This window comes from Streptomyces xanthophaeus, from assembly GCF_030440515.1.
Classification (GTDB): domain Bacteria; phylum Actinomycetota; class Actinomycetes; order Streptomycetales; family Streptomycetaceae; genus Streptomyces; species Streptomyces kutzneri.
Map to the genome: position 1 here is coordinate 4,392,777 of NZ_CP076543.1, position 14,412 is coordinate 4,407,188.

Below are 14,412 nucleotides of genomic sequence, written 5' to 3' on the forward strand. Positions count from 1 at the left end.
ACCCCCTCGGGGGCAGGCCCCAGGCCCCGCGGAGCGCCACCGGACCGGCGGCGACAGGCCGGTCGGCGGATACCCGATCGGCTGACCGGCGCGGTCCGGCTATGCTCTGGGGTGAGCACATGGAGGGCCATTAGCTCAATTGGCAGAGCAGCGGACTTTTAATCCGTTGGTTGTCGGTTCGAGTCCGACATGGCCTACCGCTCGCAGGCGGGGGTTCCCACCCCTGACCTGCTGCTGAGCGCCCCACCCGGTTTCGGCCGGGTGGGGCGCTCAGTCGTTTCCGGGCTCGGGTGCGAGGCAGATCAGAGCCAGCCTCTGTGGGCGGCCTTGATGCCGGCTTCGAAGCGGCTGCTGGCGCCCAGACGTTCCATGAGCGAGGACATGTGACGTCCGACGGTGCGCGAGGAGGTTCCCAGGCGCTGGCCCACCGCTTCGTCGGTGAGGCCGGTGCTGAGCAGGCGCAGGATTTCGCGTTCCGTGGTGGTGATGCTGGTCCGGGGATCCTCAGGGCGAGCGGCGCCGAGCGGGACTGCGGTGTTCCAGGCCTGTTCGAAGAAGTCGAGCAGTGCGGCGAGAATGCCCGGCTCGGTGACGTGGAGGGCGCCCTGGCGCGTGTCGGCGGGGTCGATGGGAACCAGGGCCTGGGTGCGGTCGACGACGACCATGCGCTGGGGGATCGTGGGGGCGGTGCGGACCTCGCTGCCCTGGCTGAGCAGCCAGTGCGCGTAGGAAGTGATGTGCGGCTGGTTGCGGGTGGTGTCCTGGTAGAGGGTGCGCATCGTGATGCCGCGGCCGAGTGCTGCGGCGTCGGCGGGCCGGCTGGCCGCCAGGTCCTCGGGGCGCTGGGTGCCGGGCTGGCTGCTGAGGACCTCTGTGGTGGCGGCGCGGCCCATCAGTTCCAGGCGGTTGTGGATGGCGTCCATGCCCTGCAGGCGTTCGCCGTGGTGCGCGCGGTGCTCGGCGCGTTCGGCGACCATGCGGGTCACGGAAGCGCGTGAGGCGGCGAGCCGGGCCTGGCGGGCGGCGAGTTCGGCCTCCTGCACGGCGAGGATGTCGGCGAGGCCGATCTCGGGGCTCACCGCGCGCATATGACCGGGACGCTCGGCGGAGGCCCGTACGAGCGTGAGCCGGGCCAGCTCGTCGAGGTGCTCGTGCACCTGGGTGGGTGTCAGGGCGCAGTGCGCGGCGATGTCGTCCAGGTTGTAGCCGGGATGATCCAGCATCACCTGGTACACCCTCACGGCAGCATTGGTCAGTCCCAGAACTTCGAGCATCGGATCCCCCCAGATCACAGGCCGGCCGTATCTCGCCGGCCGTCGGACCCTATCCAAACAGTGCCCTGCCGTCTTGATCAACATCGGTAGGGAAGTGAGTGGCCCGGACCTGTGTTTGACATGAGCATGACCTGATGTCCGGATCCCGACAGGCCGGTAGGCGACACCCGAAAGGCCTTCCGGCGGTGTCGGCGAACGGCGAAGCTAGTGATCGCCGCCAGGGAAACACTCCGGGCCGGCAGCCGGACGAAGCGTCAACCGCGGGACGCCCGACCGGTGCAGGAAGCCATCCAGCCAGCAGCTAAGGAATCCCGTCGTGATCCGCATTCGTATCGCCCAGGCCGTCGCGGTCGTCGCCGTCTCCCTGACCGGGGTCGTCCTCGTGAGCGGCGCCGCCGCAGCCGCCCCCACCGGAAAGGCGCCCGCCCCGGCCACCGCCCAGATCTCCGACAGCCTCGGCTGGGGCTGACCGGTTCGCTGTGGAGATCGTCTACGCCAGCCTGACTCGGAGGCGGCCCGGCGAGGCCTCGCACGAGAGTGAGGCGGCCGAGGTCGTGGACGCCCTCTGGGCCCACGCACTGCCGGGCGACGGACTCCAGCACGCCAGTGCACGCCCCGAAGCCGACCGGATCGACCTCTTGCTCTACCTCATGACCCTGGACGCACCCACCGCGCCCGCCCCGCTGCGCCGCGCACACGGTCTCCTCACGCGCAGCCAGCAGAACTCACTCGAACTCCGCCGGCGCTATCTGCCCCCGGCCCCGCACCCGCAGAACGCGGACCCCGCCCGCCCGTAGCCGGCAGCGTCCGCCGTACCGCAGCACCCGCCGCCATCGGCCGTCGGCCGCCGACCGGCCGCCCGTGACCGGCTGTTCCTGCAGGACAGCCGTCCCGGCGGTGCGCAGCACCCGGCCCGCCCCGCGTGCCCTCTCACGGCACCGCGCGGTCCACGAGGTGCCCGCCCGAGCCTCCCGCTCCGCCGCACGACGCCGGCACCGGCGTGTGCCGAGCTCGGCGTGCCCGCCGACCTCGGAACCCGGAACCGAGTGCCCGAAAACTTCGCACAACCCAGCTGTCTTCCCTGTCGCTTGCCTCTTCACCAGGAGTTGCGTTGCCCATCAAGACCACGGCCTTCCGTGCCGCGAGCATCGTCACCGCCGCCTGCGCCGCCTCGCTCGTCCTGTCCGGCATGCCGGCCCACTCGCAGACGGTCCAGGCCGCCGACTCGACGGCCGCCGTACCGCAGGAGACGCCCGACGTCGAGCGCCCCCAGGGCCAGCCCGGCCCCCTCAAGGGCGCGGTGTCGGGCCCCGCAGCTTCGCTCTCCGCCGAGAGCGCCTCCCCCATCACCCGCAGCTCCGTCATAGCCCGCGCCAAGACCTGGGTCGACGCCCAGGTCCCGTACAGCCAGAGCAGCTACCGCGACGGCTACCGCACCGACTGCTCCGGCCTGGTCTCCATGGCCTGGAACATCGGGACCAACGCCTGGACGGGCAACCTCGACACCTACGCCGACCGGATCACCAAGGGCGAGCTGCGCAAGGGCGACATGCTGCTCTTCCACAACTCCGCCAACCCGGTGAGCGGATCGCACGTCGTCCTGTTCGAGAGCTGGACCGACTCCTCGATGACGTCCTACATCGGCATCGAGGAGACCCCGCCGCACGCCGTGCGCCGCGTCATCCCCTACGCGTACTTCAAGAACTCGGGCTCCTACATCCCGTACCGGTACAAGAACATCGTCGAAGACGTCGCCACCTCCGGTGATCTGCCGGTGTCGGGTAACTGGGACGGTGGTGCGGCCGCGAATGTCGGTGTGTGGCGCAGTGGTGTGTTCCATCTGCGCAACGACGACGGTTCGGTGGCGAAGGTGGACTGGGGTCAGGCGGGTGACCTGCCGGTTTCTGCGAACTGGGATGGTTCGGGTCCGGACAATCTGGGGGTGTTCCGTCCTTCGACGGGGCAGTTCCACCTGCGGATGGACGACGGTTCGATCACCAAGCTGGACTGGGGTCAGGCGGGTGACCTTCCGGTGGCCGGCAACTGGGACGGTGGTGCGGCCGCGAACGTGGGTGTGTGGCGCAGTGGTGTGTTCCACCTGCGCAACGACGACGGTTCGATCACGAAGGTGGACTGGGGTCAGGCGGGTGACCTGCCGGTTTCCGGGAACTGGGATGGTTCGGGTCCGGACAATCTGGGGGTGTTCCGGCCTTCGACGGGTCAGTTCCATCTCCGCAACGACGACGGCAGCCTGACGGTTCTGGACTGGGGTCAGGCGGGTGACCTTCCGGTCGGTGCCAACTGGGACGGCGGCAACGGCGGTCCCGCGGCCAACGTCGGGATCTGGCGTCCTTCCCAGGGCCGTTTCCACCTCCGCAACGACGACGGCTCCCTCACCACCCTCGACTGGGGCCAGCCCAGGTAGCAGGCCATCTCCGGGGGTGCGGCCGACCGCACCCCCGGACGCGCACTGCCTGATCGACCGTCATCGACCCCATTTCGAAGTGGAATAGAGCCTCACCGTGACCCGAACCGCGCGCCGACACATAGCAGCGACCTTCACCGCCGCAGCAGCACTGACCGCAGGCCTCGTCACCTCGGCCGCCGCATCCGAGACGGGCCAGGCCGACCGCCCCAGCCTCAGCGCCTCTGCCGCCGACGTCGCCGCCGCCAACTCTCCGAACTACTCCTGCGGTACGGAGACCAGCACCGACCGCGCCACCGCCGACCGGCTCAGCAGCCAGCTCACCGGAACCCTGCGCGGCTACCTGACCTCCTACCGGGTGTCCTGCGCCCGTGCGATCGTCAACGCGGTCCAGGCACGCGGCCTCCCGCAGAGGGCCGCCGTGAACGCGGTGACCACCGCCATCGTCGAGAGCACCCTCTACAACAACCCGAACATGATCGACCTCGACAGCGTCGGCCTGTTCCAGCAGCGGGCCAGCTGGGGCTCCTTCGACCAGCGGATGAACCCCGCCTGGTCGACCAACGCCTTCCTCAACCAGATGGTCAAGATCAGCAACTGGGAGACCAAGCCGATCGGGCAGGTCTGCCAGGCGGTCCAGATCTCCGCCTACCCCGACCGGTACCAGACGCAGGCTGCCGACGCCCAGACCATCGTCAGCGCGCTGTGGAGCGGCCTGCAGACCTCCGGTGATCTGCCGGTGTCGGGTAACTGGGACGGTGGTGCGGCCGCGAATGTCGGTGTGTGGCGCAGTGGTGTGTTCCATCTGCGCAACGACGACGGTTCGGTGGCGAAGGTGGACTGGGGTCAGGCGGGTGACCTGCCGGTTTCTGCGAACTGGGATGGTTCGGGTCCGGACAATCTGGGGGTGTTCCGTCCTTCGACGGGGCAGTTCCACCTGCGGATGGACGACGGTTCGATCACCAAGCTGGACTGGGGTCAGGCGGGTGACCTTCCGGTGGCCGGCAACTGGGACGGTGGTGCGGCCGCGAACGTGGGTGTGTGGCGCAGTGGTGTGTTCCACCTGCGCAACGACGACGGTTCGATCACGAAGGTGGACTGGGGTCAGGCGGGTGACCTGCCGGTTTCCGGGAACTGGGATGGTTCGGGTCCGGACAATCTGGGGGTGTTCCGTCCTTCGACGGGTCAGTTCCATCTCCGCAACGACGACGGCAGCCTGACGGTTCTGGACTGGGGTCAGGCGGGTGACCTTCCGGTCGGTGCCAACTGGGACGGCGGCAACGGCGGTCCCGCGGCCAACGTCGGGATCTGGCGTCCTTCCCAGGGCCGTTTCCACCTCCGCAACGACGACGGCTCCCTCACCACCCTCGACTGGGGCCAGCCCAGGTAGTCCCTGACCGGCCCTGCACCCGTGCGAGAGCGCCCCGTCCGATTCCTTCGGGTGGGGCGCTTCGCCGTACCGGTAAATCCGGTGAGCCCGCAGGGCGGTGAGGGTAGCGTCGCCGACCATGACGCCTGTTCTGCGTACCGGACGCCTGCTCCTCGACCCGTACACCCCCGAGGACGAGGAAGGTTTCGTCGCACTCTTCCAGGACACCCGGGTGTCGCGGTGGATGGGCGACGGTCCCGCCTCCGAGGCCGAGGACCGGGCGCTCTTCGGACGGGTCTTCACGAAGGTCTACGCCGAGAACCTCTTCGACGTGTGGGCCGTGCGCCGGGACGGACGGCTGGTCGGGCACGCCGAGATCAAGCGGACCGACGAGGTCGACGGCCACGAGATCATCTACGCCCTGGCCCCCGAGGCCTGGGGGGCGGGTCTCGGCACCGAGATCGCCGAGGCGATCGTCGCGTACGGCTTCGGCCCCCTCGGCCTCACCGAGGTGCACGCCACCGTGGCCGACGCCAACACCGCCTCCCTGGTCCTGCTGGAGCGGATCGGCTTCACCCGCGTACGCGACCTGCGGGAGGACGACGGGAGCACCACGCACGTGCTGACCCGCCGCCGGGATGCCGCGCAACAGGGATGACCCTCGTCCGCGGGAGCCGGCATGCGGCCGGTTCAGGGCCGGTTCTGGCCCGGTTTTAAGACCTTGACCTGCGGTGATGTGGTTCTGGGGGCGGTGCGGCGGTCAATTGGCGAAGGGCTCCCCCCGGATGGCGTAGAGTTGTGTTTACCGACGCGGGGTGGAGCAGCTCGGTAGCTCGCTGGGCTCATAACCCAGAGGTCGTAGGTTCAAATCCTGCCCCCGCTACTCAGTACGAAGGCCCGGTTCCTCCAGAGGAACCGGGCCTTCGTCGTGCTCCGGCTCCACCGGGCGCTCTTCTCACGTCTTCTCACACCTCGTCACCCGTCCGGCCGCCGTCAGGTCGCCTACCGGTGCTGCTGCCGCCAGCCTTGAGGGGCGAGGAGGCGGCGGGCCCGGACCCGTGCGCCGGACCGGGCGGCAGGAGAGCAGCGTGGTGGGGCTGGGCCGGCAGGGCAACGGCGGTGGGCTCGCGGGCGGGGTCGGGAACGGCGTGACCCGTCGCGTGGTCCGGGTGCTGCCGGGTGTGCTGATCGCCCTCGGGATGGTCTTCGACGTGCTGACCCCGCCCAGCTTCACGGGGTCCCCGTTCTTCACGGCGGCACCGCTGATCGCCGCCCCGCTGTTCACCCTCTGGGCCACGGCCCTGACCGGCGGCCTGGCCGTTTTCGCGGTGTTCGTGCTGCACATCCTCAACGGCACCAGCTGGAAGGTCGAGGCGCTGACCGAGCTGGTGACCGTACTGACCGTCGCCGGGCTGGCGCTCCTGATCAACCGCATGGTGCGGCGCAGCGGCGAGCGGCTCGCCTCGGCGCGCGGGATCGCCGAGGCCGCTCAACGGGCGGTACTGCCGAAGCCCGCCGAACGCATCGGGGGACTGCACGTGTCCGCCTGGTACGAGGCCGCGCAGGCCGACGCCTTCATCGGCGGCGACCTGTACGCGGTCCAGGAGACCCCGTACGGAGTGCGGCTGGCGGTGGGCGACGTACGGGGCAAGGGGCTGGGGGCGGTGGAGGCCGTCGCGGTGGTCCTCGGGGCGTTCCGGGAGGCGGCGGAAACCGAGCCCACGCTGGAGGCGCTGGCGCAGCGGCTGGAACGGGCGCTGGCCCGCGAGGGCACCCGGCGCGACAGCCTGGACGCGGTGGAGGGGTTCACGACGTGCGTGCTCGGGGAGATCCCGCCGGGCGGCGGCGTGCTGCGGCTGCTCAACCGGGGCCATCCCGAGCCGCTGCTGCTGCACGAGAACGGTGAGCTGGCGGTCCTCGCCCCGGCGGAGCCGGCCCTGCCGCTCGGCATGGGGGAGCTGGGCGGCTGGCCGGACCGGGTGCAGGAGTGGGCCTTTCCGGCGGGGACCACCCTGCTGCTCTACACGGACGGGCTGACCGAGGCCCGCGACGGGGCGGGGGACTTCTACGATCCGGCGGCCCGGCTGCGCGGGCGGATCTTCCCCGGGCCGCAGGCGCTGCTCAGCGCGCTCAGCAGCGATGTGCGCCGGCATACGGGCGGCGGGGCGACGGACGACATGGCGCTGCTCGCGGTGGGCCGTCCGGGGGAGCGGGAGCCGGAGCGGCGCCGGACCGTGCCGGTGGTGCCCCGCGCGACGTGAAGTGACGGTGTGTAATTGAAAGGGTGCTCTCCGCAAGGAGATTGACGACCCGTCATTTTTGGCCTGTGGCTGAAGAGGTGGGTGGTTCGCTTGATTTTCGCCCCGGTTGGGGGTGGTTTGATGCGAAAAGGGATGGCCAAAGCCAGTCGGTGGGTGGCTGATTGGTGGGAACGATCAAGCGGATGAGCTTGGAATCACTCCCCTACGTCTATTACCTTTCGATAACGCAGCGCGGTCGTCCCAGCCGTCGCAAGAGACGGCACCGTGCGCGCGCGCGTCCTGCGCGTCGATGAGGAGTGTGCCCCGGTGGCCTCCAACTTGCCTGCCCCTGAAGGCATCGAGATCCAGGAGCCGCCCACCGCGGGTGCCTGGGGCGAGTGGAACCCCACCGAGGATTCGGTGCGCCCGGTCCGCGGCAAGCACCGGGTCGCCAAGCAGCGCGGGGGACTTGCCCGCAGCTCCACCGTGCTCGGCGTCGGTGTCATCGCGGCGGTCGGCGCCGGCGGTATCGCCACGGCGCAGGACCGGCCCCAGGTCGCGATATCCCTGCCGGCCCTGCCCGATCTGCCCGATCTGCCCGACCTGATGACCGGGAACAAGGCCCAGCAGGAGGACGGCGGTTCCGGACCGGCGGCCTCGACCGGCGAGCGGACGGGGATCATCGCGCAGCAGTCCGCCCAGGGCGCCGACGCGGGCGAGGTGCTGCGCAACCGCATCCTCCAGCAGGCCGAGTCCCAGCAGGACGCCGCCGAGGCCAAGGCCCGGGCGGAGGCCGAACAGGCCGCGCAGCAGGCCGCCGCCCAGGAGGCCAAGGAGAAGCTGGAGGCGGCCCGCGCGGCCGCCGAGGAGGCGAAGGCACAGGCCGAGGCCAAGGCCAAGGAAGAGGCCGAGGCGAAGGCCGCGGAGGAGGCGGCGGCCAAGGCCGAGCAGGAGCGCCTCGCCAAGCCGTCCGGCAGCTACTCCCTGCCCACCTCCGCCTACACCCTCACCTCGCACTACGGGGACTCCGGCTCCATGTGGTCCTCCGGCCACCACACCGGCCTCGACTTCGCGGCACCGACCGGCACCCCGGTCAAGGCCGTGGCCGCCGGAAAGATCACCTCGGCCGGCTGGTCCGGCGCCTACGGCTACCGGATCGTGCTGGAACTCCCGGACGGCACGGAGATCTGGTACTGCCACCTCTCCTCGATGTCGGTGACCTCCGGCGCGGTCGGCGCCGGCGAGACCATCGGCCGCGTCGGCGCCACCGGCAACGTCACCGGACCTCATCTCCACCTGGAAGTACGCAAGGGCGGATCGACACAGGACCCGCTGGCGTGGCTGAACTCCAAGGGCCTGAACGTCTGAGTCCCGGGTCCGGGCTCGTTCCCGGGGCCGCTTCCGGGCTCGTTCCCGGCTTCGTTTCCCGGGCCGCATCCGGCGCGCCGCGCTCGTGGTCCGTCCGCCGCGGCCCGGGTACGTCCGCCCGTACGTCTGCTCGTACGTCCGCCCGCACGTCCGCTCGTACGGCCCCCGGGTCCAGGGGGTCGAACCACGGCGGAACCAGCTCCTCGATGACCGCCGCCCGGGCCAGCGCGGGACCCGCCGTCGCCCGGGACTGCCAGAGCCGGTGCAGCAGCTCGCGCTCCCGGCCCGCGAAATCCCGCTCCCGTACGGGGCCGCCGCGCCGTGCCCGGTTCCGCAGCAGGGCCAGGGCCGCCGCGTCCGCCTCGTAGCGGGCGACCGTGCGTCCGGCCGCCCGGCCCCCGCTGCGCCGGGCCAGCGAACGGGCCAGTGACCGGGCCGGCATCGAAGCCAGGGCCGGGACCTCGGCCGGACCGAGCCAGCCCGCGGCCGCGTACAGCGCGAGCTCACCTTCGACGGCACGCAGCCGGTTGCGCCTTATCCGCACCGCCAGCCACACCAGCAGCCCGAACACCGGGACCATCACGCAGCTGTAGACCACGTAGAACCCGTGCTCCCCCAACTGCGAGGAACCGTTCCACAGCGCGTGCATGCCCATGGCCAGCGCCAGACCGAGCAGCGGCGGACAGATCCTGCGCGAGCGGCGGGCGCCGACGGCGGCCACGCCGAAGCCCAGCCCGGTGAGCACGGTGAACAGCGGGTGCGCGAACGGCGACAGCACTATCCGCACGAAGAAGGTCGCCGCCGTGACCGATTCCAGCGCGCTGCTGCGGTCGGCCAGGTCCTCCACGAAGGCGTTGCCGAGATAGAGGATGTTCTCGGTGAAGGCGAAGCCGGTGGCGGTGAAGCCGGCCACCACGAACCCGTCGGCGGGGCCGGTGAAGTGACGTCTGCGGAACACGAACACCAGCAGCAGGGCGGCCGCCTTGGCGCTCTCCTCCACCACCGGGGCGATGGCCACCGAGCCGAGGTGATCGGCGGCGGAGGCGTCGGTGGTGGCCGCGGCTATCCACTGGGTGGCGAAGTTGTTGGCCAGTATCGCGATCAGCGCCGCGGTGCAGGCACCCCAGCCGAAGCAGAACAGCAGCTGCGACCAGGGCACGGGCGCGGCCCGGCCCAGCCACCGGAAGGCCGCCATGAGCGGCGCCACCGGCAGCAGGGCCAGACCGAGACCGACCAGGAAGCCGGAGGTGCCGGTCTGTTCCCGCACGAGTTCGAGGATGGTGACCCCGGTCGCGGCGAGCAGGGCGAGGAGCACGCACGTGCGGACCGTGCCGGACGGACGTGGGAGCACGAGGTGGAGCGCTCGGTACACACCATGACCCTAGCGAGCCGGTCTGACACGCGCGGTGACCTTGTCAGTTCTCCGTGCGACGGAAGAGCAAGTCGTGTACGAGGTGGCCCTTGTCGAGGCCCTGGCCTTCGAAGCGGGTCAGCGGCCGGAAGGCGGGCCGCGGGGAGAAGCCGCCGTCCGGCTGCGTGTTCTCGAAGTCCGGGTGCGCGGTGAGGACTTCGAGCATCTGCTCGGCGTACGGCTCCCAGTCGGTCGCGCAGTGCAGTACGGCCCCGGGCGCGAGGCGGGTGGCGGCCAGCGTGAGGAAGTCGGGCTGGATCAGCCGGCGCTTGTGGTGACGGGCCTTGGGCCACGGGTCCGGGAAGTACACGCGGATACCGGCCAGCGAGTCGGGCGGCAGCATCTCGCGGAGCAGGATGATGGCGTCGCCGTTGGCCACCCGGACGTTGGTCATTGCGCCGCGCTCGGCGAGGGCGAGCAGGTTGCCCTGCCCGGGGGTGTGCACGTCGGCGGCGAGGATCCCGGTGCCGGGGTCGTCGGCGGCCATCTGGGCCGTGGCCTCGCCCATGCCGAAGCCGATCTCCAGGACGACCGGGAGACCGCCGAAGAGTTCGTCGAGGTCGAGGAGCCGGTGGCCGTCGATGTCCAGGCCCCAGGTGCCCCACAGGCGCTTCAGGGCCTCACCCTGGCCGGTGGTGACCCGGCTGCGCCGGGGCTGGAAGCTCCGGATCCGCCGCTCGTGGTGCGAGCCGGCCGGGTCCGGCGCGGGCCCGTCGGGGAAGCGGGGCTCGGTGCGCCACTTGGGCGGCACGTACGAGTTCGTCTCCGGCGCGGCGTCCGGAAGGCGGGGCGACTGGGGATTCAGGGACTCAGACACAATGCCGTGATTCTACGACGGGGGTCGGCGCGGCCGCCCGTCCTGGGGAACCGGCCGGTCCCCGTCCGGGGGTCCCCCCCCGGACGGGGACCGGGGGATGGTGAAAGGGCGGGGCGGGGAGAAGGCTCCGTGCAGCGGGACGTTCGCGGCCGTCGGCCCGGGCTTCGGGTCCGCTCAGGCCGAGCCGAGGGTCCGCAGGGCCCGGGAGGCGATCTCGCGGCCGATCGGGAGCGAAGCGGTGGCCGCGGGCGAGGGGGCGTTGAGGACGTGGACCGTGCGCGGGGCGTCGCGGATCAGGAAGTCGTCCACCAGGGTGCCGTCGCGCAGCACGGCCTGGGCACGGACCCCGGCCGCGGCGGGCCGCAGGTCGGCGGCGGTGACGGCCGGCAGCAGGCGCCGTACCGCCCGGGTGAAGGCCTGCTTCGACAGCGAGCGGTGGATCTCGCCCGTCCCGTACCGCCAGTGGCGTGCGGCCATCCGCCAGGATCCCGGCCAGGCGAGCTCGTCCGCGATGTCCCGGGGCCGCACCGTCGACCAGGCGTAGCCCTCACGGGCCAGCGCGGGCACGGCGTTGGGGCCGACGTGGACGCCACCGCCGATGCCCCGCGTCAGGTGCACCCCGAGGAAGGGGAACGCCGGGTCGGGCACCGGGTACACCAGGCCCCGGACCAGGTCCGGCCGTTCCAGGTCGTAGTACTCGCCGCGGAAGGGGATGATCCGCATGCCCGGGTCGTCCCCGGCGAGGCGGGCGATCCGGTCGCACTGCAGGCCGGCGCAGTTCACCAGCACCCGCGCCCTGACCACCAGGCCGGACGTCGTGCGGACCGCCACGGCCGAGGGGCGCCGGGAGATCAGGTCCACGGCGCCGCCGTAGACGATCTCCGCGCCGGAGGACTCCGCGAGCTGGGCGCTCACCTGGCCGTAGTCGACGATCCCGGTGCTGCCGACGTGGATCGCCGCCAGCCCGCGCACCTCCGGCTCGTACTCCGTGATCTGCGCGGGGCCCAGCTCGCGCACCGGAATGCCGTTCTCCCGGCCGCGCTGGACCAGGGCGTGCAGCCGCGGCAGCTCCTCCCGCTCCGTGGCGACGATGAGCTTGCCCGTCACCTCGTGCGCGATCCCGTGCTCCGCGCAGAACTTGACCATCTCGGCGGCCCCGCTCACCGCGAAGCGCGCCTTCAGGGAACCCGGGCGGTAGTAGATCCCGCTGTGGATCACCCCGCTGTTGCGGCCCGTCTGGTGCCGGGCCGGGCCCGACTCCTTCTCCAGGACCACGACCCTGGTCCCCGGAGCCAGGCGCGACAATGCATGCGCCGTCGACAGGCCGACGATTCCGCCGCCGATCACCAGCACATCGCAGTCCACGCCGCCACCCACGCTGACACCTCCCACCCCTGCATACTGCACCCCGGCACCGACAACCCGGCCACGCGGCCCCCGGAAGACGGGACCTACGCCGGCGCCACCAACAGCGGCCGGGCCCGCTCCCGCAGCTCTGCCACACGCGGCTCGTCCCCGTACGGTTCCAGGCGGTGCAGCAGGTCCCGTACGTATTCGGTCGTCCGTGCCGAGGAGATCCTGCCCGCCACCTCCACCGCCCGGGTGCCCGCCGCGCACGCCGCGTCGAGATTGCCCGACTCCAGCTCGGCGACCGCGCTCACCACCAGCCGCAGCCCGTGCGACCGTACGTACTCCTCGGTGGGGCGCGACAGGGCCTGCTCGGTGAACCGCCTTACCTGCCGGGGCAATTTCAGATCCCGGTAGCATTCTGCAGCATCTGCCGCGAAACGGTCGTACGAGTAGAAACCCAGCCAGGTCGGATCCGGATCGCCCTCCCGGGACCGCTCCAGCCAGCCCTCGGCCGCCCGCAGCGCCGCCCCGGCGGCCGTCGAATCGCCGGCCTTCGCGTGCGCCCGAGCCTCGACCAGCCGGAAGAAGCTCATGGTGCGGGCGGTGGCCAGGCCGCGGTTGCGTTCGACGGCGGCCTGCGCGAGGTCCACGCCCTCGTCGGGGAAGTCCCGGTAGGTCGCCTGCAGGGACATCGAGGCCAGCACGTAGCCGCCGAGCGGTACGTCCGCGGCCGCGCGGGCGAGCCGCAGGGCCTGGATGTAGTAGCGCTGGGCCGCTTCCTGCTGCCCGGTGTCGAAGGCCATCCACCCGGCCAGCCTGGTCAGTTCGGCGGTCGCGCCGAACAGCGCGCGGCCCACCTCGTCGGTGTACGAGCCGAGCAGCAGCGGTGCCGCGTCCACCCGCAGGCACTCGGGCACCATCGACGAACGCCAGTCCCCGCCGCCGTACTTGGAGTCCCAGCGGCGCGCGTCCTCGGCGGCCTCGCGCAGCTTGGACACATCGCTGTGGCCCACGCGCTGGCCGAGGTCGCGCGGCGTTTCGGCGCCGGGCTGGGCGGGCACAACGGTGGACGGCGGGCCTGTCGCCGAGCCTGTCGCCGAACCTGCCATCGGTCCTGCCAGACCTGTCATCGGGCCGGTGGTGCGGCCGTCCGGGGAGGACCGGGGACCTGATGCCGCCGTCGCCTCGCGCGCCGGCGCGTCGTGAGCCGAGGGGGTCGCTGATACGGGGCTCTGGACCATGGAGTGCCGCGCCGCGGGGTCGCGCGCCGCGGAGGTAGCGGCCGCCGGGTCGCCGGTCGACGCGATGCCGGTCGTCGCGATGCCGAGCGCCGCGTTGTCAGGTGCCGCGCTGCCGGGTGCCGCGTGGTCCGTCGCCGCGCTGCCGGAGGTCACGCCGTCGATGGTCGGGGCGCCGGCCGCCGGGGCGCCGGCCGTGAGGTGCGGAGCCCGGCTGCCTGCCGGCTCCCGGGCCACCGAGCTGTCGGCGGGAGATATCAGCCAGCGCGAGGCGGGCGTCGCGTACGCCGCCACGGAGAACGAGCCCGCGAGCGACTGCCAGATCCCGCCACCGCCGCGCCGCCCGGCGAGGTCGAGCCGGTACAGGTCCGTGGCCGATCGCACCGCCGCGCCCACGTCGCGCGGGAAGGCCAGCCCGACCTCGGGCGCGGGATCGGCGTCCGCCAGCCCGATCTCGTGCAGCGGCACCGGCCGCCCCAGCTTCGCGCCGATGGCGGCGGCGATCAGATGGGGGGCGGCGCCCTGGGGCACCATCCCCTTCGACACCCACCGGGCCACCGACGTCTTGTCGTACCGAAGCGTCAGGCCGCGCTGCGCGCCGAGGTCGTTGACCCGCCGGGCCAGCCCGGCGTTGCTGATGCCCGCGAGGGCGAGGACGGCGCCGAGCTTCTCATTGGGCTCGCGGAGCTCCCTGGACATGCGCCACCCCTCGTCACACGCGGAACGCAGACGCCGCCGGGGCATAGGCGCCCGGCATTTCGTAAACCCAGCGTAGTTCCCCGCCTCCCAAGCGTTAAGGCCCTTACTTCCGTATGGCGGGATTGTTGTCCGTTTGCACAGTCCGCCCCGGGCCCGGTGCCGGGGCGCACGTGTCATCGCGTGCTCCGCCCGTGTGGCCGTGCGCCCGCCCGTGCGCTCTG

The 14,412-nt window shown here is 71.8% G+C and carries 12 protein-coding genes and 2 tRNA genes; 9 read left to right on the forward strand and 5 right to left on the reverse strand.

The window, feature by feature from the left end:
• The first annotated feature begins 124 nt into the window (after positions 1-124).
• Positions 125-197: transfer RNA gene (locus KO717_RS19420), tRNA-Lys, on the forward strand.
• Between the two features lie 105 nt (positions 198-302).
• Here the strand turns inward: KO717_RS19420 and KO717_RS19425 are convergent.
• Positions 303-1,274, reverse strand: a complete 972-nt coding sequence (locus KO717_RS19425; protein WP_301369537.1) for a helix-turn-helix transcriptional regulator — start codon at positions 1,272-1,274, stop codon at positions 303-305.
• Positions 1,275-1,590: 316 nt separating this feature from the next.
• Here KO717_RS19425 and KO717_RS19430 point away from each other — a divergent pair, with 316 nt between their 5' ends.
• The 8 genes from KO717_RS19430 (at position 1,591) to KO717_RS19465 (ending at position 8,676) form a co-directional block, all read left to right on the forward strand.
• Positions 1,591-1,743 carry a hypothetical protein gene (locus KO717_RS19430; protein ID WP_301369538.1) on the forward strand — a complete coding sequence of 51 codons (153 nt, stop codon included), beginning with the start codon at positions 1,591-1,593 and terminating at the stop codon, positions 1,741-1,743.
• A gap of 10 nt (positions 1,744-1,753) precedes the next feature.
• Positions 1,754-2,071 (forward strand): hypothetical protein, encoded by a 318-nt coding sequence (locus tag KO717_RS19435; protein WP_301369539.1) that lies wholly within the window; start codon positions 1,754-1,756, stop codon positions 2,069-2,071.
• A 314-nt stretch (positions 2,072-2,385) separates the two neighbouring features.
• Positions 2,386-3,699: a hypothetical protein gene (locus tag KO717_RS19440; RefSeq protein ID WP_301369540.1), complete on the forward strand. Its 1,314-nt coding sequence runs from the start codon at positions 2,386-2,388 to the stop codon at positions 3,697-3,699.
• Positions 3,700-3,796: 97 nt separating this feature from the next.
• Positions 3,797-5,089 (forward strand): hypothetical protein, encoded by a 1,293-nt coding sequence (locus KO717_RS19445; RefSeq protein WP_301369541.1) that lies wholly within the window; start codon positions 3,797-3,799, stop codon positions 5,087-5,089.
• Positions 5,090-5,207: 118 nt separating this feature from the next.
• The gene (locus tag KO717_RS19450) at positions 5,208-5,726 is read left to right on the forward strand and encodes a GNAT family N-acetyltransferase (RefSeq protein WP_301369542.1); all 519 of its coding nucleotides are present in this window, start codon (positions 5,208-5,210) and stop codon (positions 5,724-5,726) included.
• Between the two features lie 151 nt (positions 5,727-5,877).
• Positions 5,878-5,951, forward strand: a tRNA-Met gene (locus tag KO717_RS19455).
• A 205-nt stretch (positions 5,952-6,156) separates the two neighbouring features.
• The gene (locus KO717_RS19460; protein WP_437184532.1) at positions 6,157-7,329 is read left to right on the forward strand and encodes a PP2C family protein-serine/threonine phosphatase; all 1,173 of its coding nucleotides are present in this window, start codon (positions 6,157-6,159) and stop codon (positions 7,327-7,329) included.
• A 306-nt stretch (positions 7,330-7,635) separates the two neighbouring features.
• Positions 7,636-8,676: a M23 family metallopeptidase gene (locus KO717_RS19465; RefSeq protein WP_301369543.1), complete on the forward strand. Its 1,041-nt coding sequence runs from the start codon at positions 7,636-7,638 to the stop codon at positions 8,674-8,676.
• Here the strand turns inward: KO717_RS19465 and KO717_RS19470 are convergent.
• The 4 genes from KO717_RS19470 to KO717_RS19485 all read right to left on the reverse strand — a co-directional run bounded on the left by KO717_RS19470 (position 8,585) and on the right by KO717_RS19485 (position 14,191).
• Entirely contained in the window at positions 8,585-10,048 is a 1,464-nt protein-coding gene (locus KO717_RS19470) for a PrsW family intramembrane metalloprotease (RefSeq protein ID WP_437184533.1), read from the reverse strand. The two genes, KO717_RS19465 and KO717_RS19470, sit on opposite strands and share 92 nt — an antisense overlap.
• Before the next feature lie 43 nt (positions 10,049-10,091).
• Entirely contained in the window at positions 10,092-10,838 is a 747-nt protein-coding gene (gene trmB, locus KO717_RS19475; protein WP_301374616.1) for a tRNA (guanosine(46)-N7)-methyltransferase TrmB, read from the reverse strand.
• Positions 10,839-11,078: 240 nt separating this feature from the next.
• Positions 11,079-12,311, reverse strand: a complete 1,233-nt coding sequence (lhgO, locus tag KO717_RS19480) for an L-2-hydroxyglutarate oxidase (RefSeq protein ID WP_301369544.1) — start codon at positions 12,309-12,311, stop codon at positions 11,079-11,081.
• A gap of 44 nt (positions 12,312-12,355) precedes the next feature.
• The gene (locus KO717_RS19485) at positions 12,356-14,191 is read right to left on the reverse strand and encodes a sporulation protein (protein ID WP_301369545.1); all 1,836 of its coding nucleotides are present in this window, start codon (positions 14,189-14,191) and stop codon (positions 12,356-12,358) included.
• Positions 14,192-14,412 lie beyond the last annotated feature (221 nt).

Bases quoted from the DNA above. Each gene is read 5' to 3' on its own strand.
- KO717_RS19425 (WP_301369537.1), bottom strand. From the start codon at position 1,274: ATGCTCGAAGTTCTGGGACTGACCAATGCTGCCGTGAGGGTGTACCAG.
- KO717_RS19450 (WP_301369542.1), top strand. From the start codon at position 5,208: ATGACGCCTGTTCTGCGTACCGGACGCCTGCTCCTCGACCCGTACACC.
- KO717_RS19485 (WP_301369545.1), bottom strand. From the start codon at position 14,191: ATGTCCAGGGAGCTCCGCGAGCCCAATGAGAAGCTCGGCGCCGTCCTC.